This is a genomic window from Njordella calcicola (assembly GCF_056494125.1).
On the sequence record NZ_CM151396.1, the window covers coordinates 3,178,557 to 3,203,154 of the forward strand.

The 24,598-nt window shown below is 55.8% G+C and carries 32 protein-coding genes; 25 read left to right on the top strand and 7 right to left on the bottom strand.

Annotation, left to right across the window (positions count from 1 at the left end; translation table 11 throughout):
• Positions 1-54: 54 nt before the first annotated feature.
• The 4 genes from SH302x_RS12040 to SH302x_RS12055 all read right to left on the bottom strand — a co-directional run bounded on the left by SH302x_RS12040 (position 55) and on the right by SH302x_RS12055 (position 2,586).
• Positions 55-330: a hypothetical protein gene (locus SH302x_RS12040; RefSeq protein WP_479368935.1), complete on the bottom strand. Its 276-nt coding sequence runs from the start codon at positions 328-330 to the stop codon at positions 55-57.
• Between the two features lie 291 nt (positions 331-621).
• Entirely contained in the window at positions 622-879 is a 258-nt protein-coding gene (locus SH302x_RS12045) for a hypothetical protein (RefSeq protein ID WP_479368936.1), read from the bottom strand.
• Positions 880-1,158: 279 nt separating this feature from the next.
• Complete coding sequence (locus tag SH302x_RS12050; RefSeq protein ID WP_479368937.1) at positions 1,159-1,449, bottom strand: hypothetical protein; 291 nt, start codon at positions 1,447-1,449, stop codon at positions 1,159-1,161.
• A gap of 279 nt (positions 1,450-1,728) precedes the next feature.
• Positions 1,729-2,586, bottom strand: a complete 858-nt coding sequence (locus SH302x_RS12055; protein ID WP_479363196.1) for an amidoligase family protein — start codon at positions 2,584-2,586, stop codon at positions 1,729-1,731.
• A 274-nt stretch (positions 2,587-2,860) separates the two neighbouring features.
• Here SH302x_RS12055 and SH302x_RS12060 point away from each other — a divergent pair, with 274 nt between their 5' ends.
• The 20 genes from SH302x_RS12060 to SH302x_RS12155 all read left to right on the top strand — a co-directional run bounded on the left by SH302x_RS12060 (position 2,861) and on the right by SH302x_RS12155 (position 19,349).
• The gene (locus SH302x_RS12060) at positions 2,861-3,067 is read left to right on the top strand and encodes a hypothetical protein (RefSeq protein WP_479368938.1); all 207 of its coding nucleotides are present in this window, start codon (positions 2,861-2,863) and stop codon (positions 3,065-3,067) included.
• Complete coding sequence (locus SH302x_RS12065; protein WP_479368939.1) at positions 3,057-5,324, top strand: terminase gpA endonuclease subunit; 2,268 nt, start codon at positions 3,057-3,059, stop codon at positions 5,322-5,324. The genes SH302x_RS12060 and SH302x_RS12065 overlap by 11 nt, the downstream gene beginning before the upstream one ends.
• Before the next feature lie 85 nt (positions 5,325-5,409).
• Positions 5,410-5,607, top strand: a complete 198-nt coding sequence (locus SH302x_RS12070) for a hypothetical protein (RefSeq protein WP_479357489.1) — start codon at positions 5,410-5,412, stop codon at positions 5,605-5,607.
• Between the two features lie 72 nt (positions 5,608-5,679).
• Positions 5,680-7,164, top strand: a complete 1,485-nt coding sequence (locus tag SH302x_RS12075) for a phage portal protein (RefSeq protein WP_479368940.1) — start codon at positions 5,680-5,682, stop codon at positions 7,162-7,164.
• On the top strand, positions 7,130-9,163 hold the full coding sequence (locus SH302x_RS12080; RefSeq protein ID WP_479368941.1) for a phage major capsid protein: 2,034 nt from the start codon (positions 7,130-7,132) through the stop codon (positions 9,161-9,163). The genes SH302x_RS12075 and SH302x_RS12080 overlap by 35 nt, the downstream gene beginning before the upstream one ends.
• Positions 9,164-9,223: 60 nt before the next feature.
• Positions 9,224-9,553, top strand: coding sequence for a DUF2190 family protein (locus tag SH302x_RS12085; RefSeq protein WP_479357458.1), 330 nt, complete (start codon positions 9,224-9,226; stop codon positions 9,551-9,553).
• A gap of 9 nt (positions 9,554-9,562) precedes the next feature.
• On the top strand, positions 9,563-9,916 hold the full coding sequence (locus SH302x_RS12090; protein WP_479368942.1) for a DUF2190 family protein: 354 nt from the start codon (positions 9,563-9,565) through the stop codon (positions 9,914-9,916).
• A gap of 3 nt (positions 9,917-9,919) precedes the next feature.
• Positions 9,920-10,246, top strand: coding sequence for a hypothetical protein (locus SH302x_RS12095; RefSeq protein ID WP_146675902.1), 327 nt, complete (start codon positions 9,920-9,922; stop codon positions 10,244-10,246).
• 119 nt (positions 10,247-10,365) lie between these two features.
• A complete protein-coding gene (locus SH302x_RS12100) occupies positions 10,366-10,965 on the top strand; it encodes a hypothetical protein (protein ID WP_479368943.1) in 600 nt (199 codons plus the stop codon).
• Between the two features lie 5 nt (positions 10,966-10,970).
• Positions 10,971-12,023 carry a hypothetical protein gene (locus SH302x_RS12105; RefSeq protein ID WP_479368944.1) on the top strand — a complete coding sequence of 351 codons (1,053 nt, stop codon included), beginning with the start codon at positions 10,971-10,973 and terminating at the stop codon, positions 12,021-12,023.
• 49 nt (positions 12,024-12,072) lie between these two features.
• Positions 12,073-12,363: a hypothetical protein gene (locus tag SH302x_RS12110; RefSeq protein ID WP_479368945.1), complete on the top strand. Its 291-nt coding sequence runs from the start codon at positions 12,073-12,075 to the stop codon at positions 12,361-12,363.
• On the top strand, positions 12,360-12,743 hold the full coding sequence (locus tag SH302x_RS12115; protein WP_146675898.1) for a hypothetical protein: 384 nt from the start codon (positions 12,360-12,362) through the stop codon (positions 12,741-12,743). Before SH302x_RS12110 ends, SH302x_RS12115 begins: the two co-directional genes overlap by 4 nt.
• A complete protein-coding gene (locus SH302x_RS12120; protein WP_479368946.1) occupies positions 12,740-13,168 on the top strand; it encodes a hypothetical protein in 429 nt (142 codons plus the stop codon). The genes SH302x_RS12115 and SH302x_RS12120 overlap by 4 nt, the downstream gene beginning before the upstream one ends.
• Positions 13,165-13,731 carry a hypothetical protein gene (locus SH302x_RS12125; RefSeq protein WP_479368947.1) on the top strand — a complete coding sequence of 189 codons (567 nt, stop codon included), beginning with the start codon at positions 13,165-13,167 and terminating at the stop codon, positions 13,729-13,731. The genes SH302x_RS12120 and SH302x_RS12125 overlap by 4 nt, the downstream gene beginning before the upstream one ends.
• 26 nt (positions 13,732-13,757) lie before the next feature.
• A complete protein-coding gene (locus SH302x_RS12130) occupies positions 13,758-14,174 on the top strand; it encodes a hypothetical protein (RefSeq protein WP_479368948.1) in 417 nt (138 codons plus the stop codon).
• A 51-nt stretch (positions 14,175-14,225) separates the two neighbouring features.
• A complete protein-coding gene (locus SH302x_RS12135) occupies positions 14,226-14,726 on the top strand; it encodes a hypothetical protein (RefSeq protein WP_479368949.1) in 501 nt (166 codons plus the stop codon).
• Positions 14,727-14,746: 20 nt separating this feature from the next.
• Positions 14,747-15,025 (top strand): hypothetical protein, encoded by a 279-nt coding sequence (locus SH302x_RS12140; RefSeq protein WP_479368950.1) that lies wholly within the window; start codon positions 14,747-14,749, stop codon positions 15,023-15,025.
• Positions 14,986-18,171 (top strand): phage tail tape measure protein, encoded by a 3,186-nt coding sequence (locus SH302x_RS12145; protein ID WP_479368951.1) that lies wholly within the window; start codon positions 14,986-14,988, stop codon positions 18,169-18,171. The genes SH302x_RS12140 and SH302x_RS12145 overlap by 40 nt, the downstream gene beginning before the upstream one ends.
• The gene (locus tag SH302x_RS12150; protein WP_479368952.1) at positions 18,171-18,962 is read left to right on the top strand and encodes a hypothetical protein; all 792 of its coding nucleotides are present in this window, start codon (positions 18,171-18,173) and stop codon (positions 18,960-18,962) included. The genes SH302x_RS12145 and SH302x_RS12150 overlap by 1 nt, the downstream gene beginning before the upstream one ends.
• A gap of 75 nt (positions 18,963-19,037) precedes the next feature.
• Entirely contained in the window at positions 19,038-19,349 is a 312-nt protein-coding gene (locus SH302x_RS12155) for a hypothetical protein (RefSeq protein WP_479368953.1), read from the top strand.
• Positions 19,350-19,411: 62 nt separating this feature from the next.
• Here SH302x_RS12155 and SH302x_RS12160 read toward each other — a convergent pair whose 3' ends face one another.
• Positions 19,412-19,936: a hypothetical protein gene (locus SH302x_RS12160; RefSeq protein ID WP_479368954.1), complete on the bottom strand. Its 525-nt coding sequence runs from the start codon at positions 19,934-19,936 to the stop codon at positions 19,412-19,414.
• A gap of 20 nt (positions 19,937-19,956) precedes the next feature.
• Positions 19,957-20,082, bottom strand: a complete 126-nt coding sequence (locus SH302x_RS12165) for a hypothetical protein (RefSeq protein ID WP_479368955.1) — start codon at positions 20,080-20,082, stop codon at positions 19,957-19,959.
• A gap of 401 nt (positions 20,083-20,483) precedes the next feature.
• On the opposite strand from SH302x_RS12165, the gene SH302x_RS12170 reads away from it, so the two are divergent.
• Positions 20,484-21,158 carry a hypothetical protein gene (locus SH302x_RS12170; protein ID WP_479368956.1) on the top strand — a complete coding sequence of 225 codons (675 nt, stop codon included), beginning with the start codon at positions 20,484-20,486 and terminating at the stop codon, positions 21,156-21,158.
• Here the strand turns inward: SH302x_RS12170 and SH302x_RS12175 are convergent.
• Positions 21,136-21,363, bottom strand: coding sequence for a hypothetical protein (locus tag SH302x_RS12175; protein ID WP_479368957.1), 228 nt, complete (start codon positions 21,361-21,363; stop codon positions 21,136-21,138). The genes SH302x_RS12170 and SH302x_RS12175 overlap by 23 nt on opposite strands.
• Before the next feature lie 129 nt (positions 21,364-21,492).
• On the opposite strand from SH302x_RS12175, the gene SH302x_RS12180 reads away from it, so the two are divergent.
• Genes SH302x_RS12180 through SH302x_RS12195 form a run of 4 tightly spaced genes read left to right on the top strand, consistent with a single transcriptional unit; the run spans position 21,493 to position 24,596 of the window.
• Positions 21,493-22,236 (top strand): hypothetical protein, encoded by a 744-nt coding sequence (locus SH302x_RS12180; RefSeq protein ID WP_479368958.1) that lies wholly within the window; start codon positions 21,493-21,495, stop codon positions 22,234-22,236.
• The gene (locus tag SH302x_RS12185; protein ID WP_479368959.1) at positions 22,233-22,805 is read left to right on the top strand and encodes a hypothetical protein; all 573 of its coding nucleotides are present in this window, start codon (positions 22,233-22,235) and stop codon (positions 22,803-22,805) included. Before SH302x_RS12180 ends, SH302x_RS12185 begins: the two co-directional genes overlap by 4 nt.
• Complete coding sequence (locus SH302x_RS12190; protein ID WP_479368960.1) at positions 22,783-24,153, top strand: glycosyltransferase family 25 protein; 1,371 nt, start codon at positions 22,783-22,785, stop codon at positions 24,151-24,153. Before SH302x_RS12185 ends, SH302x_RS12190 begins: the two co-directional genes overlap by 23 nt.
• Positions 24,154-24,158: 5 nt before the next feature.
• The gene (locus tag SH302x_RS12195; protein WP_479368961.1) at positions 24,159-24,596 is read left to right on the top strand and encodes a hypothetical protein; all 438 of its coding nucleotides are present in this window, start codon (positions 24,159-24,161) and stop codon (positions 24,594-24,596) included.
• Positions 24,597-24,598: the final 2 nt, after the last annotated feature.

The following is a 24,598-nucleotide window of genomic DNA, read 5'->3' on the forward strand; positions in this document are numbered from 1 at the left end:
CCATGCGGTTCGGATAACCTCAAGCCGTCCTTTCAATGTTTTCAGCAGGTTTTTTCAGCATTCTTTCGAAGCCAAACATTCGTCGATCGCTTCGGGCAACATGCTGCCAGCGAGGGCATCGCAGGCGTCTTCAAACATGCGGAGTTCTGCTTCCAGGGCGCGGGCCGAATCTCCGCTCGATACCACGAACGCGCCGGCCAAGTTGTCGGCAAGTCGCTTCAACCGTGTGACCACTTCCCGATAGTCGTCGCAGATGTCCAGCGCGGTAGCGCGAGGCATTTGTTTGAAGGCGGTTCTGATAGCAGTGTGTCTGGCGTTGGTTCGGGACATCGGTTTGTTCTCCTCTTGCGTGGTGAAAGCGGTTGGTCGCTGGGCGATGACACACATGAGCCATGCGGTTCTACCGGCAGCAAGCCGATTTCAGCAGCTTTTACCCATGTTCTTCCATGTTTCTCGGGAGGCCTTACGGGCCCCGATGTTGGCCCGTGTTGCGATGTTTTGAATGTTGGGTACTTGGTCGAAGGTGTTCACAAGAACGCGACTGTGGGCGAGTGTCGCGACCAAGCGGAAGAACGCCTCGCTTCCGTTCGCGGCGTCCGTGGCATTCCGCTGGTCTGTGGTTTAGAGGATCTTTCCGAGGCGGCTGTTCTTCATCGCGTCCAGGGCTTGGACCGCGTTGAAGTGTTCGGTCAGAAGCGGGCCGGCGCTGGGTGTTTGTTGTGCGTCGGCGACTTCGAGGGTTTCCGCCAGGGTCATCAAACCCTCGATCGCTTTGTAGTAGGCTTCGCGGATCTCTTGGGCTTGGTGGGCGTCCATCGCCTTGAAGATCTGGCGAAGGGTTGCGTCCGTAGCTGCGTGTGGGTTGTTTGCGTTGGTCATGTTTGTGTCTCCGTTTCGGAAAAAGGTTTGAATCGTTTACGCGATGACACACATGAGCCATGCGGTTTCGATAACCTCAAGCCGAGCATGCGAGAATTCGGGAAAGATTCTGCAGCTTTCCTTTCCGCGTGTCCGCCGTCGCGGAAGTTCGCGTATCGGGAGGACGAGTATGTTGGCCCTCTATTAACTATCTATGCAAAAGAGGTTGAACGAGGTCCCAAAGAATCTCGCGAGAACTTCGCCAGCAGCTCGTGGCCGCCGGCGAATTCGCGTCGTTCGCTAGTCCTTCTTCAAAAAGAATTCGAGCATGGTTCTTTGTTGGTAGAGGAACTCGAGTTGGGCCTTCGCCTCGCGCGCGTTTCGCAGATCGCTTTCGGCGAAGTCCACCCAACTCATACTGCAAGGTTGGTTCGCCATCATGGCTTCCATGTCCTTGACCGCTCGTTCGGCTCGCCTGAGCATCGTTTGGGCATGCTCGTTGAGGCGGCGCTGCGCGTCGGGGATCATCCACGCGAGGCGTCGCAGTTCGTCCTTGATCGCTTGTTCGGCGCTGGTGGTGGTTTCGTTCATCTGTGTTTCTCCGTTTTGGAAAGGGAATGGAATCGTTTACGCGATGACACACATGAGCCATGCGGTTTGAATAACCTCAAGCCGAATCCAACAGCTTTTCTGAATGTTTTTCCATGTTTCTGGGAACGCCCCACGGTTTGCAACGTTCGCCCATGTCGCGTCGTTCTGGATGTTGGGTACTTGGTCGAAGATGCTCGTAAGAACGCGACAGTGCGCAACTGTCGCGACCAAGCCAAAGAACGCCGCGATTCCGTTCGCGGCGTTCTATGTGATTGCGGTTTAGGCCGCGCGGTCGTATTTGCGGGCGAGCTCGAGGAGTTTGGTTTTGATCTTCTTCCATTCCGGTTTGGTTTCGCTGGCGATCTCTCCGTAGACCTTGTCGCGAAGGGCACCCTTGTACCAACCCTTGGTCCATCCGAGTCGGTAGAACAATCGGTTGATTTCGGTTTCGCCCAGGCCGGCCCCAGGTCGATCCCAGCAACTCTTGGTTCCTTCCTTCTTGATGTAGTCCCATTCGCTGCAGCGTTTGGTATTGAGGGCGAGTTCAACCAAACCCAAAACCATCATCAGGTATCCGACCACCTTGGTCTTGTTGAGCGTTCCGCCGAAGGCCCGGAACTCGATTCGGTTCTTGCCGCGGGTCAGGTGGGTCAAGTTCAGCAGGTGGTAGCGATCGGATTCGCATCGGCTCTTGGCGTTGTCTTTGTTGCCGTATTGTTTGATTCGCTTGGCGTACATCATCTGTTCGCGTTTGCGGGTTCCGGTCGAGGCGTAGATCGCTCGTTCGTGGTTGCCGACCAAGGAAATCAATCTTGCCAAAGCGGCTGCGTCGCCATTCCAGCTAACCGTTATGTGCAGGCCGCAGCTGGAATTTACTCGGCCCCCGCGAGCGTTGATCTGGTCGATCGCGTTCTCGATCTGCTGTACGCCTTCAACCCCTTTGAGTATTGGGCTTACAAACTCGCAACCTTTGCGACTGGCGTTCTCTGGTCGGATGCTGCCGTCGCGTTCGGCTTTCCATCCGGTTGGCAGCCACGGTACTTGGTATCCGTTGTGGTAGGGTCCGATCGGTGTGTTGTCGGTGCCGGGGAGGGTGGTTTCGAATTCGATTCCGAAGGCGATTTCGTTTGCGTTCATCGTTGCGTTCCTGTGTGGTTCGAGGTGTGTTTTGCGTCGCGTTTTCTGCGTCGCGATGACACACATGAGCCATGCGTTTCGAGGAACCTCAAGCGAAGTCTTGCATGTTTTTCCCAGTAATTTTCATGTTTTTTGAGAGGCCACCGGTGCCCCAACATTACGCCAACGTCGCGTCCAAACATGCTCCGCATAACCAGGCGAACATGCGGCCAAAACGCGACCGTGCGCAAACGGTGGCCCCACGTTTCGAGATGCCAAGTCACGGAGGAATGCGATGAGTGAAGGAACGGGCCAGGTCGATCCGACGAGGCTTCCGGTCGATCAAGCGGCGAAGCTACTTGCGGCCGCATACCGAGAGCGGATCGATCCAGAGAAGATCCGCCTCGACTTACAAGACGGTGCGCCAATGAACGCCGATGGCACGATCAACCTCGTGCACTACAGCGCGTGGCAAGCAAAGGAGATGGGACGTGGCGAGTGATCCGAGGAAGCTAAAACCAAGCGAGCTATGCCGACTGCTGAACTCGACGCCACTGGGCGAGGTGATCAGCGAGCGGCAGTTGTATCGGCACCGGCAACGCGCCGGCGCACGCATCGGTGATAACAAGACCGTTGACTTGCTTCGCTATTGCGCATGGATGCATGTCGTACGACACACGCCTCGTACGACAAGCGGTGTCGATCCGTACGATGCAATGAAAGAGCGAGCTCGCGCACGCAACGCAGCGCTCGCACTTGCAGGTCGCGACATCGGTGAACTGCCGGAGGTCGATAACGCAGATCGCAAAGATCGCGCGTCGCGAGACTTCCGTTACTTTTGTGAAACATACTTTCCGTTGACTTTTCATCTCGCTTGGTCGCCGGACCATATCAAGGTCATCAATAAGATCGAGCAAGCGGTTGTGCATGGCGGTTTGTTTGCGCTCGCGATGGCGCGTGGTAGCGGCAAGAGTTCGATCGCCGAAGTCGCTTGTATCTGGGCAGTGCTTTATGGTCATCGCAACTTCGTATGTTTGATCGGCAGCGATGAAGGGCATGCGTGTGATATGCTCGACTCGATCAAGACCGAACTCGATAGCAACGAGCTGCTCTTAGCCGACTTCCCCGAGGTATGCTTCCCGATCCAAGCCCTCGATGGGATTTCCAATCGAGCCAATGGCCAACTCTACAAAGGCAAACGCACGCAGATCGGTTGGACCGCAAAAGAAGTCGTCTTACCAACGATCGAAGGTAGCAGCGCTAGCGGAGCGATTATCAAAGTCGCCGGCCTTACTGGTCGCATCCGAGGTATGAAGTTTAAACGTCCCGATGGCAGAACAGTACGTCCGAGTCTCGTGGTACTCGACGATCCGCAAACGGATGAGAGCGCACGTTCGCTCTCGCAATGCGCGAATCGCGAAAGCATCCTCGCCGGCGCAGTCCTTGGCTTGGCTGGGCCGGGCAAGAAGATCTCGGGCATCATGCCCTGCACCGTGATTCGTCCGGGTGATATGGCCGACAATATCCTCGATCGCAACCGACATCCGGAATGGAATGGCGAGCGGACCAAGATGGTTTACGCGTTCCCCAAGAACGAAACGCTATGGGAACGTTACGCCGAGATCCGTGCTGAAGGAATGCGTGGCGGTGATGGTGGTGAAGCAGCCACCGAGTTCTATCGACAGAACCAAGCCGCGATGGACGAGGGTGCCGTTATCGCTTGGCAGGAGCGGTTCAACTACGACGAACTCTCTGCAATCCAGCACGCGATGAATCTCAAACTGCAAGACGAAGCAGCGTTCTTCGCCGAATATCAGAACCAACCTCTGCCAGCGGAAACTGTTGTTGACGGAATGCTTAAACCAGAGGAGGTCGCCAGCAAGATCAACCGCATGGATCGTGGTTTGGTATCGATCGGTGCCAACCATCTCACCGCATTCATCGACGTCCAGCAAAAGCTCCTGTTCTATGTGGTCACCGCTTGGGAGGACGACTTCACCGGTTATGTGATCGACTATGGTTGCTACCCCGACCAGCAGCGTCCGTACTTCACGCTGCGCGAGGCTCGCCAGACGTTGAGCTCCGAAGCGACTGGAACTGGACTGGAGGGATCGATCTACGCCGGCCTCGACTCGCTGACGTCGAAACTACTCGATCGCGAGTGGCAACGAGACGATGGTGCAGCGATGCGCATTGGACGCTGTCTGATCGATGCTAACTGGGGGCAATCGACGGATGTGGTCTACCAGTTCTGCCGTCAGTCCACGCACTCCGCTGTGATCATTCCCAGCCACGGTCGCTTCGTCGGCGCTTCGAGTTTGCCATTCAGCGAGTACCGACGCCGGCCAGGTGATCGCGTAGGGCTCAACTGGCGTATCCCCAACGTCGCCGGTAAGCGGGCCATCCGCCACGTAGTCTACGACACGAACTGGTGGAAGTCGTTCATCAACGCTCGACTTCGTGTTTCCATGGGCGATCGCGGCTGCCTCTCGCTGTTCGGAACCAACGCCGAAACGCATCGCATGCTCGCCGAGCACCTAACCTCGGAGTACTTCGTCAAGACGGAAGCTCGCGGCCGGAGCGTCGACGAGTGGAAGCAGCGACCCGAGCAGCCGGACAACCACTGGTTCGACTGCCTCGTCGGTTCCGCCGTTGCGGCTTCGATGCAGGGAGCAATTTTATTTGGAACGGAATCAACACGCGAAATATCCCCAAAACGCCTGAGTTTTAAGGACATCCAGCAGAACCGACGCAAATAATTTTGGGACGTCGTTCGGACAAATTGCATAGTTAGTACTGGAAGAGGCTATCGAGTTTCTTTTTCACTCGAAGAGGGTTTCCAGTATGTCAGACAACTTGCAAGAAACGATTCGCGAGAGTGCGAAAGCACCCGCTAAGGCATCGGGAGATGCCGGTAGTGTCGAGCAGCATAAGCTGACCGAGCAGATCGCTGCTGACAAGTATCTGGCGTCCAAGGCAGCCGCCTCTCAACCGAAGCGTGGCCTTCGATTTAACAAGCTCGTGCCACCGGGTGCGGACTAATCGGTTCGCAACTGATCGAGCTTGATTCTATAGGCAGGGGTGTCGGGTTTAACAGAAGGGATTGATTCACGGATGTTTAAGTTGCTGTCAGGGATTCTGAGCAAGAACGGCGATCGCAAAGATCGGTCGCTCGTCCGTGGACGCTCGGCCCGACACCCCTGGTCGTTGGTGAGAATGCTTGGACGCTACGACGCTGCGACCACTACGGTCGACAACGTTCGCCACTGGGCGGCCGCAGACGGACTATCGGCCAGCGCGGCCAATAGCCCCGAAGTGCGGCGCACGCTACGCAACCGTTCGCGATACGAGATCGCCAACAACTCTTATGCTCGCGGTATCTCGCTGACTCTGGCCAACGACTGTGTGGGTACTGGACCTCGATTGCAAATGCTGACGGGCGATGCGTTCGCCAACCGATTTGTTGAGCAAGAGTTCTTTGCTTGGGCTGATGCAATTGGCTTGGCAGAGAAGCTACGCACGATGCGGCTCGCCCGCGTTTCGGACGGTGAATCGTTTGGTTTGCTAACCAGTAACCCAAGAATTGATTCGCCGGTTCAACTCGATCTCAAGCTGGTCGAAGCCGAACAGGTTACGTCACCCATCTTGGCTCTCGACAGTTATCGTTACCTCGATGGCATCCGCTTTGATGAGCACGGTAATCCGATCTCATACGATGTTCTTCGAGAACATCCAGGTGATGATGCGTTCTCGTTGACCGAAAACTATGACACCATCGATGCAAGTTCCATCCTCCATTTCTTCCGCAGCGATCGGCCTGGCCAGATCCGTGGTATTCCCGACATCACGCCGGCACTGCCACTGTTTGCACAACTGCGACGATTCACTTTGGCTGTATTGGCGGCTGCTGAAACAGCGGCTGATTTCGCAGGGATTCTTTACACCGATGCGCCGGCGGGTGGCGAAGCCGATGCGGCTGAACCGTTCGAGCCAATCGAACTGGAGAAGCGAGCGCTCCTAACGATGCCAGGCGGTTGGAAGATGGCTCAGATGCACGCTGAGCAACCTGCGACCACATATGCCGAGTTCAAACGCGAAATTCTCAACGAAATCGCGCGTTGTTTGAATATGCCATTCAACGTGGCTGCTGGCAATTCATCGGGTTACAACTACGCCTCCGGGCGACTCGACCACCAAACCTACTTCAAGTCGATCCGTGTTGAGCAGTCCCAAATGGCTCGCACCATTCTGGATCGCATTCTGTACGCATGGCTGCGAGAAGCGATTCTCATCGAAGGCTATCTGCCTAACTCGCTTCGCACTCTCGACTCGTCGTTCGAGCATCAATGGTTTTGGGACGGACATGAGCATGTCGACCCAGCCAAAGAAGCCAATGCCCAGAAAATCCGCCTCGCCAATCATACGACAACTCTGGCCCATGAATACGCGAGGCAGGGGCGTGATTGGGAGGCGGAACTTAAACAACGCGCGAAAGAGATCTCGCTCATGCGTGAGCTGGGACTCTCGACCGATTCAACTTCACTTTCTCCAGGAGATGTAACGGATGACGAAGACATTGCAATCGAACAAGCAGAGTGAGGTAGACGCTGAGTCGGTGCCAAGCTCGCTACGAATCGTTTGTGACGATGGCAGTTCGATCAATTTACAAGCCGCTGAGGCTGCCGAAGAAGGTAAGCCGGCGCTACGAAAGTTCTCGATGGTCGCTTACACCGGTGGCGCGATGCGTCTTGGTGGTTGGCCTTACCCTGTGGTTGTGGACCTTGCGGGCATGCGAGTGACACGAAAGTCTCGCCCGATCCTCAAGGACCATGATCGCGCTAGTATCGTTGGTCATACCGATGACATCATGGTCGGCGATTCGCGGCTCGAAGTTGCTGGTGTGATCTCGGGCGTGGGCAACACCGCTCAAGAAGTCATCGCCACCAGCGAGAACGGTTTCCCTTGGCAAGCATCGCTCGGCGCGAACGCCGACAAAGTTGTCTTCATTCCTGAAGGCAAGACTGCAACCGCCAACAGTCGCGAGTTCAAAGGCCCTGTTTACATCGCTCGCAAGTCAACGCTGGGTGAAGTCTCGTTCGTGGCCCTTGGTGCCGACGATGACACCGAGGCTCGGATTGCAGCTGGCCAGTCTGGCGATGACGAGTACCTCGACAACGGAGAGTCGGACCACGACAGCACCGACTCCGATGATTCGGAGATCGACCCGGTGAACGCCAGCTTGGATATGGGCAGCAAACCCAAGCGTCCTGTCACGAGTGGAGTCGTTTCCAAGATGCGTATCGAAGCCGCTGCTGAATCCAAGCGTATCGCCGGCATTCGCAAAGTGTGTGCTGGCAAGCATCCAGAGATCGAAGCTCGCGCCCTTGAAGAAGGCTGGAGCGTTACCAAAACGGAGTTGGCAGTGCTACGAATCGAACGACCTAAGGCCCCTGATCAACAGGCAAGCCAACCGATGTATCGTCGCGAAGTCCTCGAGGCAGCGTGCTGTCTGTCGGTGGGTCTTGATGAAACGAAGTTGCTCAAGGCCTACGGAGAGCGAACGCTCAACGCTGCCGATCCGCTTCGCCACATTGGCTTGCGTGAACTCGTTGCCGAGTGCGCACGGCTCGAAGGGTTCGATGTTCCTCGCGTCTTCGGCGATGGAACTGCAACGATTCGCGCCGGCTTCTCGACGATGTCGCTTCCTGGCATCCTCGAGAATGTCATGAATAAGACACTCCTGTCTGCCTATGAATCGACGCCGATCGCAGCGTTTGATTTGTGCAGCATCGGTACTGTGAGCGACTTCAAGGAGATCTCTCGTTATCGACTGCTCGGTACCGGTGGCTTCGAAAAGGTCGCGCCCGATGGCGAGCTGAAGCATGGCAAGCTTTCCGACCAAAAGTACAGCAACAAGGCTGATACCTATGGCCAGATCCTCGCGCTAACTCGTCACGACATCATCAACGATGACCTCAACGCGTTCATGGACATCCCTCGTCAAATGGGACGCAGCGGTGCTGAGTCGATCGATGAGCTGTTCTTCACGCTGCTGCTCAAGAACACGGCGTTCTTCTCCTCAGCCAATGGCAACTTGCTGCAAGGTCCCGATACTAAGTTCGGTCCCGAGTCGCTGACCGTTGCCAAGACGACCTTCCGCAAGCAGAAGGTTGGACCAGGCAACAAAGCCAAGGACCAAAAGCCGATCAACATTCGGCCCGAGTTCTTGGTCGTTCCAGTGGAAATCGAAACCGATGCGGAACTGCTGATGGGTTCGGCGCAGCTCATGATGGATGCCCAAGGAACGCCGACAAAGATTCCGGTCGACAACCCTCATCGCAACAAGTACCGCGTCATTTCAACGCCGCACTTGTCGGACAGCTACTACCAGGGAGCCAGCGGCTCGGCCTGGTATCTGTTCGCCAACCCGAATGTGCTGCCGGCGTTTGAGATCGTGTTCCTCAATGGTCGACGTACGCCGGTCATTGAACGCGTTGAGATGCCGGCCAACACGCTCGGTATGGGCTTCCGTTCTTACATCGACTTCGGTGTGAACTCGCAAGACCCACGCGCCGCAGTGAAGGTCACGGGCGAGTAAGCCTCGTCTCCTGACCGCTCTGAAACCAACCATTCTTTGTCCTCAAGGATTCCATAATCCATGCAAGCTCAATTCGTTCATGACGGTAAGGCCGTCGATTTCACTCCCACTGTTGATGTCGCGGTTGGATCAATCGTGATCCAAGGCGACCTGGTGGGGATCACCAAACGCGACATCAAGGCCGGATCGCTTGGCTCGATTGCTGTGGAAGGTGTCTTCGACATTCCCAAAGACCCCGCGGATGCCGAGGTCTATGCGGCTGGCCAGAAGATCTACGCGACGACCGACGGAATCGTAACCGACGTCGATGCGGGAACCGTATACCTCGGCAAAGTCGTGAATGACGCTGCCGCCACCGATTCCTTCGTCCGCGTTCGCCTGAGCCAGTGATGAGACGCCGTGAGCAACAACGCACAAATCATAAATGCAGGAGCCATCTTCGTCGCGGATGGTAACACCTTGCCGATCGTCCCCGAGTCCGACGTGGCCGCTGGCTCAGTGGTTGTCGTCGATCGACTCGTGGGCATCGCCAAGTTTGGGATTAGTGCGGGCTCACGTGGCAGCATCACGATGCGGGGCGTCTTCGATGTCGTAAAAGATCCAACCACCAACATTCCCGCTGGCACGATCCTTTACTGGTCGGAGATCAGTTGGCATGTGGTCAAGACGGCTTATGCCCATCCCATGATGGGCAAAGCGATTGAATCCGCTCCACCAGGAACCCGCTGTGTCCGTTTACGACTGAGTCAATAAGCCATGGGATCAATCGCAAAAGTAACTGTCGATCGCGCACGGTCTGTTCAGCCACTGCGTCTGGCAAACGGCCAAGTCAGCCAGTGGATCTCGGTGGGCGAGTTCCGCAGTTGCTTTTGTATTGCCAAGCAATCGACGCCATCGCAGTGGACCATCGAGGGCTGGCTTCCCAATGGAGAGGTCGCAGAACTCGCTAAATATGAAAGCGAGTTATTCGATCCTACCAATCCGCGCTACGTCACGATGAAGGCGATGTGTGGGCTGCCCATTCGCTTCGTGGCTTCGACGCCGCAGTCGAATCCGCAACTGTGGGTGGTGTTCAAGAGTTAGCGACGCCTACCGCTGGCCCGCACCAGGGGCACGAGTTGAGCCTCGGCTCTCCAAACGATCCCTGCGTTTGCGGTCCAGCGTTATTCGTCGCCATCAATAGTTTCAGAAACGAGCTCAATATGATTCATAAACAATTGATTTCAGCCTGTGCATTGATGCTGCTCGTATTGGCTGGCTGCGATTCGGGCGTCGTCAACGTTCGTGCATTACCAACGCCTGAACCGGAGCAACCGCCAGCCAATCTGCCTGTGCAATTGCATCAGCGCAATTGGACAGGATCACTTGGTCAGGGAAGCTGCGTTCATGCCTCGCTCGTGAACCATCTGCGTTGGCTTAACAGATTCGAGCTTGGCGAACGCTGGCGAACTACTTATGCCGACGGGGAGTGGGACTCGCGTCTGCGTGATCGCTTGGATGCTGCCGGCATCGATTACAGCTACACGCTCAAGGCCGATCCTCGCTTCCTGGATTGGGCCAGCGCAACCAGGCGTGGAGCCATCCTTTGGTGGAAGCCGGCGCACTGCTGCACGTTCGTCGGTTGGATCGAGCGAGATGGGAAGCAATACGCAGCGATTCTCGACAACAACTATCCGGGGCGCTTCGAACTCACGCCTCGTGAACAGTTCATCCGCTTATGGGCAGGCTACGGAGGCTTTGCCTTAACCGTTCTCAATGACCCAAGCAGTTCACTGCCTTACCAAAGTTATGAGGTTCTGTAATCACCATGATCAACGATACGATTCGAATTCGCTTAAGTCTGGGGCTGATCGTGGTGGCAATCGTCCACGCGATTCTCCTCGGTGTTGTCCTAACGACAGTTCACTATAAGCCGGTCACAGTACAACCTCAGCAACGTTGGAGTGTGCCGAGCTATCAGCCATCGGTGCCAAGCGTCGGTGCAATTGAAAAGCTTGAAGAGCCGCAGTCGGTGAACTTGCAGGCCCAGGGAGAGATCAAGCAACAAATTCGTAACTGTCCGCCGAATTGCCTATCACAACGCATCTATCCTGCGCCGGTGGTAGTTCAGCCCACAATTGTGCAACCGGCCGTTGTAACGCCAACCGTGACGCCCACATTGGCCCAACCGGTACCCGTCACGCCGAATTTTGTGGATGTTCAAAAGCCCGCTCAAGAACCGCTGGTTGTAACTCCCGTTTCGAATCCTGCAGCTCCTCCACCGAAGAAGAGTTACCAGATCGCGTTGTTCGTTAACGCCGATGCGACAAGTCAGCGACTGCAGGAATGGTTCACGCAGAACAAGCAACTAGCTGCGCTCAAGGAGAGTTGTGAATTCCAGGTCTACACGGCAACCAATGCGATCTACAAGACTCGCTATGCCGACATTGTGCCTGCGGAACAGTTCCCTGTGGTTCTCTTCCAAGACGCAACCGGCGGGCACATCCACGCCGCTGGTCGTTCGATGATTCCGAGCACGCCGGACGAGCTCTACTCAGATCTGCGCCATGGTTACACGCTCTACAAGCAAGCCAAAGAAGCGCAGAAGACTGGCGCAGTGAAAACCAAAGGTTACTCCTGGGACGATGCGATCACGCCGACCCTGTATCTGTCGGCCGAGGATTGTCCCGATGGCTATTGCCCAACGCCTCCCTCCGAAGACCGCCGGCCACTGGATCGAGTGCGCGATCTCTTCGACGGAGCGAAAGACACTCGCAACGCACTGCTTTGGCTGTCGGCCGGCGAGATCGCCACGGTCGCGCTCATCGGAATCGCAGCCGTGCTGCTCGTGTTCATTCTGATCAAACGCGGCATTAGCTGAGCGTTGCTTTAACCCAATCCATTCTCCTAGATGAGGTTCAACCAAAAAAATGTTATTAGCCATCGCCATCATTGTGGTTGTCGTCCTGCTGGCAGTTGCCCTGATTCCTGTGAAGAAACGGGAACCCGAGCAACTCAAGCAAGCGTCGCCCGTTGCATTCCTGACTCCAGAACCAGCCCAGCCCGTTCGTCAAACAACCCTTCGTCAGCAACAGCTTGACGAAGAGGCCAATGCGGTCGCGTCCGAGTATCAGCGCCGCGCCGATGCGGTTTGGCTTGATGAAGTCCGAACGAAAGCTTCGAAGCTGTTTGGCAACACGAAAGCAAAAGCCGAGTCATGACAGACATGCTTCAAAAGGGCCAGGAGTGGCTTGCCTCCAAACTCACCCAGCACGCGTCTCGCCAGGTCGTGTATCGCCGAGGAGAGCTCGGAGCCACGCTCCAAGCAACAATCGGGAAGTCGATGTACGACCAGGACGATGGCGAGGGCATTGTCACTCGCAGCCAGGTCCGCGACTTCCTGATCGACACTCAATCTCTGCTCCAGTCGATCATTGGAACGTTGCCTCGCCGCGGTGACACCATCGTCGAGATCGATGGAAACCACACCTTCATATTTGAAGTGATGGCCCTTGGTGGCGACCCACCTTGGCGCTACAGCGACCCATTCCGTTTGAAACTCCGCATTCACACCAAACAGATCGAATCCCATCCCTCATGACGACCGTTCTACAAGTTGCCGACAGCGTCACCGCCCAGCTCAATGCCGCCGAGTTCGATTTCGAGTTCGTGGCCGAGCGTTTGTATGTTCCCAACTTCGACCTCGAAGACATGAAGGAACTCCGCGTCAGCGTTGTACCTCGCGACGTCGAGCTCTTGCCTCATGACCGAGCACACAATCGATACCACTGCCGTGTGGATGTTGCTGTGCAAAAGAAGTTTTCCAAGGGAACCAATGAGGAAATTGATCCACTCGTGGACCTCGTGGAAAAGATCGCCGACGAGTTCCGACTCAAACGGCTCACTTCCTTTCAAGCTGCTCGCTGCTTAAAGGCAGAACATGCGGTGCTGTACTCCAGCGAACACTGGGAGCAGCTGCGTCAGTTTACAAGCTTGTTGACCTTAACCTTTGAACTGGCGCGATGATCAGGCTCACCGTTCGCACTCAATTCGATAAGCGAAAGCTGAAGAAGAAGGTAGAAACAGCGACCTTCACATCGATCAGCGAGGCCGGCGGTGCCATCCGAAAAACAGCAAGTCGGAGCATTCGTAAGCGTAAAAACCCATCCAAGCCTGGAAGCCCACCGAACACCCAGACTGGCATGCTCAGGCGAGTGATTCGCTACGAGGTAACCAATAACAAGACCGAAGTCATCATCGGGCCTGTGAATGAGATCGCAGGCCGGCTTTGGAACCTGCATGAATTCGGAGGCGTGGCAACCAAACGTCGCAAGCTGAAGCCACATCGCTTTCGAGTTGGCGAGCATGGTCCGATCCGAATCAAGCAGCACGGAAACAAAACGAAGTTTGCGAGGATCGAGTTGCGAACCGCTGCACAAGCCAATCGAGCCACTCGCTTGATCGCTGAAGAAAACGAGCGCCGCAGTGACAACAAACCTCGTCATTACCCCAAACGCCCCTTCATGAAGCCGGCACTGGATGCCAACCGGAGTCGGCTCCCCATGTTTTGGGCCAACTCAGTCAAGTAAACGTTCGCCATAAGGAATCACTCACAATGCCAGAAGTCAAACTCGGTCTCGAAGCCGTCCTCACTATCGACGGCGTCGAGATCACCAACGTCAAGGATTTGACAGTCAGCCTCGAAAAGGCCGAAGCCGATGCCAGTACTCGCGCGAACAACGGCTGGCGCGCCACAGTGGGAACACTCAAGGATGCATCTATCGAGTTCACAGTGCTCAACAAAGAGGGTGACTCGGCCTTCGGACTGCTTCAAGGTCTCTGGAGCAGCGGCGATCCTTGCGATGTCGGCATCAGCGACGCTGGTGGAACACTCACTCTGACTTGCGAAGTGATGACCTTCAATGTCAACCAGAACTTGGAGGAGGTCATCTCCGCTGATGTGACTCTCAAACCGACGCAATCGAGCTCAGGTAGTGGCTTGAACGTGGGACCTGGCTTGGCTGGACCTTGATCGCTGGCGTTTTAGTTGGTTTGGAGGATTCATAACTCTCAGGGAGGCATCATGCAGAAGTTCGTTGACCGCGCTGGACGCATTTGGATTGTGGATATCGATAACACGACGCTGCGCCGCGTGAAGACTCTCACCGGCGTGCATCTGCTGGAAGCGATCGACGGTGATTTGATCACAAGACTCTCGACCGATCCGTTGCTCCTGGGCGATGTGCTATTTGCGATTTGCAAACCGCAAGCTGATCAGCAACAGATCACGGACGAAGCCTTTGGTGAAGGTCTAGCTGGTAACTCGATCGACGATGCAACCGGTGCACTCTTGGATGCGTTGATTAGTTACTTCCCGGAGTCCCGACGCCGTCTTCTGCGGAAGGCGGCCGAGAAACAGAAGCTGATCGAGACACGGGGGATCAATGCGATCGAGAAGCGTCTGGACGATCCGAACTTGGTCGACAAGCTTGTCGAAGATCTCGAACGCAGGCTCGCTGTGCCGACATTGAGCGACTCATCGTCCGACTTGCCGGCATCGTCGGAGTCGATCCAGGTCCCTTAACACTTCGCCAACTTGTGCTGATGGCTGAGTCGAAACGTCAGCACGACTGGAATGTCGCCAGCACGATCATGGCACTGATGGCCGAGATGAACCGTGATCGCAAGAGGCGTCGCAAGCCATTCAAGCCCGATGACTTCAATCCCTACGCAGAGCAAAAGCCAATCGTTGCTAAAGGCACCGTTGAACAAGCGGCAACCATGTTGGGAGCTGCTTACACGAGAAACACTCAAGTCTCACCCCTAAAGTCTCAAGCCTCATTATGTCCCAAGTCAGAGCCGGAGGAGCCTACGTCGAGCTGACCGCGAGGAGCTCTCAGTTTCTCAAGGGGCTTGAAGCTGCGCAGAAGCGGCTCAAATCGTTCGGTGCGTCCACGCGACTGGTCGGCACCAAACTGATGGGGCTTGGCGTTGCCGCTGCGGCTCCGATCGGAGGCAGTCTGGCAGCATATACGAGCTTTGATGATGCCATTCGCGCTGCTGGCGCGGCTGCTAACGCAACAGGCGAATCGTTCGAGTCTTTGCGAAACACGGCCAAACATCTCGGGGCCACTACCAGCTTCTCCGCAGCTGAGGTTGCCAATCTCATGACCGAGCTCGGTCGCGCTGGTTTCTCGCCAAAGCAAATCGAGGAGATGACATTGGCTGTTATGAACCTCGCCCGAGCAACCGGTACGGATGCGACGCTCAGCTCTGGGATCATGGCAGCCACCATTCGTCAATTCTCTCTTGAGGCAAGCGATGCCGTACGTGTGGCGGATGGATTAACTGCCGCCGCAAACAAGTCCTTCAACTCAGTCGAATCCCTGGGAGAAGCTCTTTCTTACGCAGGACCTGTGGCTGCCGATGCGAACATGAGCCTCGAAGAGACGCTGGCGATCCTTGGAACGCTTGGCAACCTTGGGATTCAAGGCAGTGAAGCCGGTACCGCACTGCGTCGTTTGCTAACGCTCAGCGCCGCAGAATCGGAGAAGTTCCAGAAAGTCTTCGGCGTTGCCACTAAGGATGCACAGGGCAATGCTCGCAACCTTGTGGATGTATTGGGCGAAGTTTCGGCAGCCACCGCCAATATGGGATCTGGGGATCGAGCAGCTGCGTTCAACGAGGTCTTCGGGCTTCTGGGCATCACAAGCGCATCGGCGATCGGCAAGTCGGTCACCGACACCAGGCAGCTACTTGGTGAGATCCAAAAGGCCCGCGGTATCTCTGCCAAGACTGCTGCGGAGATGGACTCGGGAATCGGCGGTGCCTTCCGAATTCTCAAAAGCTCGATCGAGGGCGTGGCCATTGCGATCGGCGAGTCACTCGATCTCTCCGTGACCAAGATGATGAATGCGATCTCCCGTGCATTGTCTGGACTCACCGAATGGATCGGCAAGAACCAGGAAGTGGTCAAGAAGGTCGCCCTCATCGTTGCTGGCGTGGTTGGCGTCGGCGCAGCGTTCATCAGCATCGGTAGCGCCGCTGGTGTCGCTGCATTCGCAGTAGGTGGTCTGGCTTCGATGTTCTCGCTGGTGGGAACTGCGATCGGTGTCCTTGTGACCATGATCGGCGCTCTGTTCACACCTCTCGGGCTGGTTGTCGCAGCGGTTGCTGCCCTCGGCGCTTATTTCATCTACTCCACCGGCATCGCTGGCGAAGCGATCGAGTACTTGAAAGGTGTCTTCGAAACGCTGAAAGCCGACACGATCAAGGCCTTCGGTGCGATCGCCAACGCACTCGCTGCCGGCGATATCACCGCAGCGGCGAACGTCCTGTGGACCTACCTCAAGCTTCAGTGGATCAAAGGGACAACCTATCTCAAAGGCGTTTGGGCTGACTTTACCAATTATCTCTCTGATGTTTGGGGCGATACGGCTTATGCGATCGGTGATGTACTGATCAGTGCGCTCTCTGGCCTCGCCAGCGTTTGGAATGCAACACTCGGTTTCATGGCCGATGGCTGGACGATCCTTACCACCTCAGTGCAGAAGGGCTGGAACTCCACGATCGGCTTCCTCAAGAAAGGATTCATTCGGCTGCGTGAACTAGTCGACATCGCTGGCGACGTTTCTGTTCAGATCGGTGGCGTGCTCATCAATGCTCTGGCAGGCGTTGAGACTGCCTGGGTCGAAACCATCGACTATCTCGCCGACACCTGGTCGGTGTTCGTTGCTCAAGTTAAATCGATGTGGAACTCGACGGTCGGCTTTCTGCGCAAGGCCTGGATCAAACTGAAGTCACTGTTCGATGACGATGTGAATGTCGAAGTCGAAATGGCCAAGATCGACAAGGAGATCCGCACGGCCGACGAAGCGGAAGAGGCCAAGAAGCAGCAAGCCATCGCCGATCGCATGAAGCGGCGCGACGCTCGTAAACAACAGATCGAAGCTAATCGCGTACAGATGCAGGAAGGCATCAAGCAGCAGCTTGAAGAACGTCGCAAGGCACGCGCAGGTCGCGACATTGATGCCGAGATGGCGGTTATTGATCAAGAGACCGAAGCCAAGAACCAGGGGGTCGATGCATCGCGAGATGATCAGTTCAAACAGAACGAAGCAGCCGGACAGTCGCGACAACAGACGATCGACGACACCACCGCAGGCGTTCAAAAGACCCTCGATCAAATGCGAGAAGAGGCTCGCGTTGCCCGCGAAGCCGGTCGCCAATCGCCCGAGGATCGCGCTAAGGAACGTGACCAGCAGGTGGCTGCCGCGCAAGCTGAGTTCGACGCCGCCGTGGAAGCAGCCAATGCCGCAAAACCGCAAGAGCCCGAAGCTGCCAAAGAATCGGACTCTGGCACTCCAATCCCTCCCATGCCCGCGCCGCCGATGCCCGGCGATGTGAAGGTGCCGAAGGTCGAAGTGGACGGTATCAAAGATCCCAAACTGAAACCGCCCAAGAAGAAGGACCTCAAGCTTGGCCTTGATCGTTCTGCCAAGGATTCGCTTGATGAGTTCTCCAGTGGCCCGGAAACGGTGACCGAGAAGACCGAGGCGGCTGGCAACTTTGATAGTCGTGGACTCGGTCTGGGAAGCGGTGCATCGCTCATTCCCATTATCGAGCCTCCTGATCAAAAGGATAAAGCCGATCCGGATGGAGTTGCCCCTGACGTTGTAGCAGATGCTGACGCGAATGAACCATTAGTCGAAGTGCCAAAAGTTGAACCGGAGCCCGGCGTTCAACCGATGGACGCTGAAGTTTCCACGCCAGAGGACTTCATCGAGCCGACTGCAGAGGATCAAGAACCTTCGCTCAATCTCGAATCGATCATGGCATCCTTTTCAGCGGTGCGAGTGCGTTTAGAGGAATTCGATGCTGCGTTATCGCAAAGTGTCGCGAGGCTGCAGATGCCACCAGTCACGGGCGAAGGTCTTTCGGACGATGTGAAGCGAGCCATCATTCAAACTGCTGAGAACACAGCTCAGCTTGCCGAACGCGCCCGCACAGGAGGCTTCGTGTTCAGCTGATGGGATTCTCAAGCGGCATTTACGAGTTCGAACTTGCAGCGCTGTCTAAAAAGGCAACGCGAGGCAAAGCTACTTCCGACACGTTCGTCTATGTTGCAACCAACGGCGGCTCGGTCGATCCCGCTGCGGCTGCGGATGCGCTTCTAGATCACTATCGTGCAACGCAGCGAGAGTTGATTCCCTATCTACAGGTTGATGGCGAGTACATCAATGACAAGCATGCGCTTGTTACCGCGTCAATCAATAAGACCAAGCTCGATCCTGTCTCATTCAATACAACTGGTGCATCAACTCACCTCAACCAGTCACTCGTCACGCGTGGCACCTATGCGGCCCCAGGCAAGTTCGCGCCCAACTATCGAGGTGCAATCGGAGTCAGTGACTCAGGCGTTGCTGGCGTCGATGTAACCGTCCCTGCCTTTGAGTTCTCGGTGCGTAAGAAGTTTGAGTTCGTATCCACCGAATACCTGCTCGCAATGGTTGCTATGACAGGTCGTGTGAACTCGAGTCCTTGGTCGATCTTCGCTCCCGGCGAAGCGATCTTCCTTGGTGGTGAAGGCGGCGAGGATGATCAGAACTGGGTCGATGTGACCTATCACTTCGCAGCACGCCCCAATGAGATGAATTTGCAAATTGGCAATATCACAGTTGCCGAAAAGCGAGGCTGGGACTACCTCTGGGTCAAACATGGCGAAGAGGTCGTTGGCGATCGCGTCTTACAAGTTCCTGAAGCGGCATACGTCGAGCAGGTTTACCCCGAAGCGAACTTTAACGCATTGGGGATCGAGTAATGGCGAGGCGAGTTCGGCCAGGTGAGAGACTGAATATCACGGCAGCTGAATACAACCGGCTGCTGGCTGCCGCCGATGCCATCGCTCGCGATCGTCTCTCGGGTGGCGCAGGAACCCGCACTCACGTTCGCGACTCTGCCACCGTTCGCGTTCACTACCGAAGTGCGACCACTGTGGCCATCGGTGGAATCGTCGGTTTTAACGCCCCACTGGGCGATCCTGACGTTGGTCCAGCAGAGCTCGCGCGGTTTGTACGTGACGCGACAATCCAGTCAGTGCGTCCAATTGGCGACGAACACACAGGTCGATTCGGTGTGGCCATCGAGCCGATCGCTGACGACAAAGTCGGTCGCGTGGTGTTCGCTGGCGTCGTCGCAGCCCGTGTGAACGTGCAAGAGGCTTGGCATCAATACGCAGATGTAGCAGACTCTGGAGGAACGACCCTCCAGTCAAAGCCCAGCGGATCGGCTCAGATTCTGTGGCGGCGCGATGCGAATCAGACCGGCGTCCAGTGGGCAGTCGTTCGGGTTGGCAGGCCGGCTGATCCAGCCTTTCTCATCAAGGTTCCCAGCGGTGGTATCCCTGGCCGATCTGGTATTTCGACTGGGTCCGCCAACTGCGACCTCTTTAAGCTCGACGATTCCGGCTCCATTGAACCAGTCCGAAAGCCTGATGGTCAAGGCGTTCGCATCATCGCTCGAAACCCCAGCGCCCAGCGCATTCGAGGTCCGGTTTCCAGTTACGACGATGGTCAGTATCTCAGCGTCACCTACGATGGTAGTCGCTCCTGGATCATCGACCCGCCCAAACAAACGTTGCTCTGCAAACCAGTCTCGCGACTCAAGGCCAAGAGCTGGGGCATGGCTCGCGAACTGCGCTATGCCAACGGAGTCTGGGCAGCGATCGGAGTGAAGGTCGCGGTCTACAACGTCTGCGATTATGCACTGCTGACAAGCCAACAGATCGTCTGTCATTTTCACGAGGACACCAGCGCCTACCTAACCATTGGATGCCGTTGCTGTGAAGGAAGCAGCAGCTCCAGTTCTAGTAGCAGTTCGTCATCCTCATCATCGTCATCATCTTCTTCTAGCAGCCAGAGCAGTAGCTCAGATTCGAGCATTAGCGATTCCAGCTCTTCGAGTTCTTCGCCATCTAGTAGTTCAAGTAGTTCGTCAAGCTCATCGAGTTCTTCAAGCTCAAGTCTGTCAAGCTCGTCGAGTGCATCGTCGAGTAGCCTCAGCAGCAGCGTTTCGAGCGGTAGCTCCTCGAGTCTCTCTTCCTCAAGCGGTTCCAGCGGTTCTTCAAGTTCAAAGAGTTCATCGAGCAGCCCATCGTCGTCTGGTTCCTCATCCAGCGCTCATTCGAGCTCATCGAGGTCTTACTCCGAGCCCTCGATCTCAAGCTCCGCATCGAGTTCTTCAAGTGCCTCGAGTTCCTCCGGTTCAAGCTCCTCAAAATCGAGCTCAAGCGATTCGAGCAACTCATCCAGTTCGGCCTCTTCTGATTCCAGCGAGTCATCAAATGACTCGAGCCAATCCGCTTCGATCAGCCTGTCATCCTATTCCGCCGAGCATTCATCTAGTGGCTCAAGCTCGACTTCAAGTCACTCCAGTGAATCAAGTGGCTCAAGCTCAAGCGACTCGGATTCCAGCCAATCCGAATCAAGCGAGTCAAAGTCAAGTGAGTCCGAATCAAGCGACTCCGCATCTGAAACTTCTCGCGACAGCACTTCCTATTCAAGTGACGCCAGCTATAGCGAGTCGTACAGTCATAGCCACTCGGGTTCATCCAGTGGCAGCGAATCAAGCGCGAGCGATTCGAGCAACAGCGAGAGTAGCCAGTCCAACAGCTCTGAAAGTGAATCGGCAAGCTCGGACAGCGACAGCGAATCGGAAAGCCAATCGGATTCGCAAGACCCAAGCAGCGATAGCAGATCGGTGCCGAGTTACTCGTGGCCCAGCTACTCGGAACCCAGTTACTCCAGTGGCAGCGGATCTGTGTCGGCGAGTGACTCCAGCGACAGCGAGAGTGAATCGCAAAGCCAGTCGGAAAGCGGATCGGATAGTGAATCGCGATCAGCAAGCGAGCCGTCGAGCAGCGAGGGCTCGGAAAGCAGATCCAGCAGTGAACGACCTAGCTACAGCGAAAGCTATAGCGTTCCATGGTCAACCAGTCATTCAACCAGTGGCTCGGTAAGCCACTCGGGTAGCGGATCAACGAGCGGCTCAGGCAGTGACTCATCGCCATCGACAAGCGATTCCCGTGATCCATCGACGAGTGACTCACACGATCCATCCACCAGCGACTCCAACGTTCCATCGATTAGTGAGTCAGATCGCCCAAGCGTAAGCCATTCCGATAGCGAACCGCCAAGCGAACCTCCCGCATCCGAAAGCAGCACGAGCGAACCGTGTAATTCAACTTGGATTTGGTCGTGCGGCTGGCAGCTACTTGAAAGCGATTGTCCTGAAGTTGGTGAACCACCAAGTGGCTCTGGTGGATTCGATGGGGAAGTTGTGGAGGTGGCAGCATGATCGACTATTCACTTGCCAAACCTGCCAAATATCCGCCGGTGTTGAATCCAGGCGTTTATCCACCCATCACTTCATTCGTAGCCGTGACTTCAGTGTCACCTCACCACCACGACCACAAACGACAACAAAGAGCGTTGCAATCATGGACTCGCTTTGGACTAACCATTCTTGCCGTCAACACCTGTGACGAAGTCCATCTACTTCGAGAGCAGTATCCGATGGTGAATCAGTGGATTGAATTGCCCGGCCATCATGAACACGCGGGAAGGCAGAAGATATGGGACCTTCTTCAAATTGCAAGACTCTTCAACAAGCCCATTCTGCTTTTGAACTCCGACATCGTCATTGAAGGTGAGCAGGAGGATTTGATCAATCAAATCGATGAAGTGCATGCGTTAGTGGGGATACGCAGCAACGTTCGTAACGGAATCGTAAAACGCGAGGTCTGGGGTTTCGATGCCTTCTATGTCACGCCATCGATGACCGCTGACTTGCCGAAGCTTGATTGGCTTCTGATGGGCAAGCCTGGCTGGGACTACTGGTTACCGCTCCATTTTCTCGTCCATAAGATTCCCGCCTGGTACGTCGCTAATCGATTGTTCTTTCATCACTGTCACACAACACGATGGACGCGAGACGAGAACCAACACTCACTTGCACTTCTCGCTGATTACTACGGCCGGCGCAACTTGAATAGGTTGCGACATCGCCTCCCTTATCCACCCGGGAGCGACCAATGATCCATTGCCCCAATCTCACTAACGACAACCGATGCCAGGTTGCCAGTCATCTCGCTGACTGCGCCGTCCAGGCGTCATCGACTGGCTGCCATGCGTGTTCTGAGTCTTCGAATCCACAGGCGGTCAATCTTGTGACGATCGGTATGGCCATCGTCAACAAGCGTCGGCGCAATCAAAACGTCGACGAACTCAAAACACTGCTGAAGAGCTACCTGCCTAATCAGGAAGAACCCGCGACTCTACGAATCGCGGCCTATAGGCCTGGGCCAGGTAACGAACTTCGCAAGATGCTCGCTTGGTTCGCCAGACCCAGCGACACCTGCAAGTGTGAGACCCGCGCCGAGACCATGAATGATTGGGGCGTGGAAGGATGCCGTACGAATCTCGACACCATTATCGAATGGCTTTTGGAAGAAGCCCAACTCAGAGGATTACCCCATGGAAAGTTTACTAGAACCATCGCCAAGTCACTCGTGCTCACTGCCATCCGCCGGTTCGAACGTAAGTTCCCAGACGGTGCACCCGAGCCCAACGAAGACGATTTCGATGCCGACGAAGAAGATCGTTGAACGTTGCTTCCTCATGAATCTCGATCGACGCGATGACCGTCTGCGCGAATGGATGCAGCAACTACCGCAGCCATGGCCATTCCCAGACGTCGAGCGATTCGCAGCCATCGATGGTCGCAAGCTTTCGACGCCCGAGCAGTGGCGCGCCGGCAATGGTGCCTGGGGCTGCTACCGGTCGCACTTGCTGATCCTCGAAAAGTGCCTGCTGGAAGGCATAGATTCGTACGTGGTCTTCGAAGATGACGCAGGCTTCGTTCCCGACTTCGTTGAACACCTCGAGGCATACGTTCGCGAACTTCCTGAAGACTGGGGACTAGCTTATCTCGGAGGCCAACACCTCTACGCTGCCAAGCATCCGCCCAAGAAGATCAGCGACCGCGTGTACCGACCTTACAACGTCAATCGTACGCATGCCTTTATGGTTCGCGGTCGCTCAACGATGAAGGCTTTGTATCGTCACCTGAACTGGAATGACTGGCATCTGAAGCATCACATCGATCATCACCTGGGCAGATTGACTCAGCGGCGCTATGAAGCCCTGGTTCAAGGCAAGAACGTCGAGAAAGAATCGATCCCTGTCTACACGCCCGATCGTTGGCTCGTCGGCCAGTTGCCGACCAAATCGAACATCTGCGGTCGCAAGTGGACCCAAACCCGATTCTTCAACGATGCCAAGAATGCCGACCATAGCGACGCTCCGTTCTTCGCCGTCCTCGGGCCTCATCGCAGTGGCACAAGTTGCGTCGCAATGGTCATGCATCATTTGGGCGTTCATATGGGCAACGAACTCGGTGGCTACGAAGCAACCGGAGGAGGCGAGGCAATCGGGCTTGCGAACCTCTGTGAAAAGGCGATGCGATTCCCAGCGATCGATCCAAAGATCCCTGACGGTCAGCTTGCCAAGCAACTGAAGGCCTGGATCGTAACGCGGAAGGCAGAAGCCATTCGTGATCGAACCGTGGCTGGCGGTAAGTATCCGCATCTCTGCCGATTCGCAAATCATCTCCACGAGGCTCTTGGTAACTCACTGCGAATCATCGCTGTGGATCGCCCAATCGAAGCGTCGATTCGTTCGCTTCAAGATCGAAGTAGCCGACATCCAGGCCAATGGTTCGCAGCCGGCGATGACGCCTGCGACAAACTCCAGCATTCGCTTCTGGAACATCGCGAAAGGTTTATCCAAGAACATCCCGAAGTTCCCGTCCACCGGATCAACTTCGCCAAGCTAACGGAAGATCCCGAAACGGCGATCAATGAACTGATCGCGTTCCTCGGCATTGAGCCCACTGCCGAAGAGATCGATTCGGCAATCGCACACGTGAACCCGGAGTTGAGGAAGTTCGGATGACACCCGTGGAAGACGTCCTTGCCAAGATTCGACATCGATACCTCATCATCGGCTCCGGCGCACTGAGATTGCATGGGATCGATTGGGAAGAAGGCGATCTCGACATTGGGCTTGATCCCAACCTCTCCGATGACGAGTGGCAAGCCGCTGTCGATGTGGCCGCTGGCTCGCTACGAAAACCATGGAAGCGAGGTGAGCCTGATGGAGCCGGTGGCCTGCGTGCATCGACTCGCATTGCCTGCTCGCCACCACTGGATGTGATGCGTGAAGTCATGGGCTGCACGACAGAGGACTTTGAGAAGGCCTTCGACAACTCGCTGATCTCGTTTTACGGCAACGTCGCTCCACTGAATTCAATCATGCACATCAAACGCAGCGCGAAGCGTCTCAAAGACTATCGCCATGCCATCAAACTTGCTCGCAAACTTCTTAACGCGTGGTGAAA

Excerpts from the sequence above, each read along its gene's own strand:
- SH302x_RS12040 (WP_479368935.1), bottom strand. The coding sequence starts at position 330 with ATGTCCCGAACCAACGCCAGACACACTGCTATCAGAACCGCCTTCAAA.
- SH302x_RS12045 (WP_479368936.1), bottom strand. The coding sequence starts at position 879 with ATGACCAACGCAAACAACCCACACGCAGCTACGGACGCAACCCTTCGC.
- SH302x_RS12050 (WP_479368937.1), bottom strand. The coding sequence starts at position 1,449 with ATGAACGAAACCACCACCAGCGCCGAACAAGCGATCAAGGACGAACTG.
- SH302x_RS12055 (WP_479363196.1), bottom strand. The coding sequence starts at position 2,586 with ATGAACGCAAACGAAATCGCCTTCGGAATCGAATTCGAAACCACCCTC.
- SH302x_RS12060 (WP_479368938.1), top strand. The coding sequence starts at position 2,861 with ATGAGTGAAGGAACGGGCCAGGTCGATCCGACGAGGCTTCCGGTCGAT.
- SH302x_RS12070 (WP_479357489.1), top strand. The coding sequence starts at position 5,410 with ATGTCAGACAACTTGCAAGAAACGATTCGCGAGAGTGCGAAAGCACCC.
- SH302x_RS12075 (WP_479368940.1), top strand. The coding sequence starts at position 5,680 with ATGTTTAAGTTGCTGTCAGGGATTCTGAGCAAGAACGGCGATCGCAAA.
- SH302x_RS12080 (WP_479368941.1), top strand. The coding sequence starts at position 7,130 with ATGACGAAGACATTGCAATCGAACAAGCAGAGTGAGGTAGACGCTGAG.
- SH302x_RS12085 (WP_479357458.1), top strand. The coding sequence starts at position 9,224 with ATGCAAGCTCAATTCGTTCATGACGGTAAGGCCGTCGATTTCACTCCC.
- SH302x_RS12095 (WP_146675902.1), top strand. The coding sequence starts at position 9,920 with ATGGGATCAATCGCAAAAGTAACTGTCGATCGCGCACGGTCTGTTCAG.
- SH302x_RS12100 (WP_479368943.1), top strand. The coding sequence starts at position 10,366 with ATGATTCATAAACAATTGATTTCAGCCTGTGCATTGATGCTGCTCGTA.
- SH302x_RS12105 (WP_479368944.1), top strand. The coding sequence starts at position 10,971 with ATGATCAACGATACGATTCGAATTCGCTTAAGTCTGGGGCTGATCGTG.
- SH302x_RS12110 (WP_479368945.1), top strand. The coding sequence starts at position 12,073 with ATGTTATTAGCCATCGCCATCATTGTGGTTGTCGTCCTGCTGGCAGTT.
- SH302x_RS12115 (WP_146675898.1), top strand. The coding sequence starts at position 12,360 with ATGACAGACATGCTTCAAAAGGGCCAGGAGTGGCTTGCCTCCAAACTC.
- SH302x_RS12120 (WP_479368946.1), top strand. The coding sequence starts at position 12,740 with ATGACGACCGTTCTACAAGTTGCCGACAGCGTCACCGCCCAGCTCAAT.
- SH302x_RS12125 (WP_479368947.1), top strand. The coding sequence starts at position 13,165 with ATGATCAGGCTCACCGTTCGCACTCAATTCGATAAGCGAAAGCTGAAG.
- SH302x_RS12130 (WP_479368948.1), top strand. The coding sequence starts at position 13,758 with ATGCCAGAAGTCAAACTCGGTCTCGAAGCCGTCCTCACTATCGACGGC.
- SH302x_RS12135 (WP_479368949.1), top strand. The coding sequence starts at position 14,226 with ATGCAGAAGTTCGTTGACCGCGCTGGACGCATTTGGATTGTGGATATC.
- SH302x_RS12140 (WP_479368950.1), top strand. The coding sequence starts at position 14,747 with ATGGCTGAGTCGAAACGTCAGCACGACTGGAATGTCGCCAGCACGATC.
- SH302x_RS12145 (WP_479368951.1), top strand. The coding sequence starts at position 14,986 with ATGTCCCAAGTCAGAGCCGGAGGAGCCTACGTCGAGCTGACCGCGAGG.
- SH302x_RS12150 (WP_479368952.1), top strand. The coding sequence starts at position 18,171 with ATGGGATTCTCAAGCGGCATTTACGAGTTCGAACTTGCAGCGCTGTCT.
- SH302x_RS12155 (WP_479368953.1), top strand. The coding sequence starts at position 19,038 with ATGCCATCGCTCGCGATCGTCTCTCGGGTGGCGCAGGAACCCGCACTC.
- SH302x_RS12160 (WP_479368954.1), bottom strand. The coding sequence starts at position 19,936 with ATGACAGACGATCTGTTGGCTTGTCAGCAGTGCATAATCGCAGACGTT.
- SH302x_RS12165 (WP_479368955.1), bottom strand. The coding sequence starts at position 20,082 with ATGCTCGAATCTGAGCTACTGCTCTGGCTGCTAGAAGAAGATGATGAC.
- SH302x_RS12170 (WP_479368956.1), top strand. The coding sequence starts at position 20,484 with ATGACTCGAGCCAATCCGCTTCGATCAGCCTGTCATCCTATTCCGCCG.
- SH302x_RS12180 (WP_479368958.1), top strand. The coding sequence starts at position 21,493 with ATGATCGACTATTCACTTGCCAAACCTGCCAAATATCCGCCGGTGTTG.
- SH302x_RS12185 (WP_479368959.1), top strand. The coding sequence starts at position 22,233 with ATGATCCATTGCCCCAATCTCACTAACGACAACCGATGCCAGGTTGCC.
- SH302x_RS12190 (WP_479368960.1), top strand. The coding sequence starts at position 22,783 with ATGCCGACGAAGAAGATCGTTGAACGTTGCTTCCTCATGAATCTCGAT.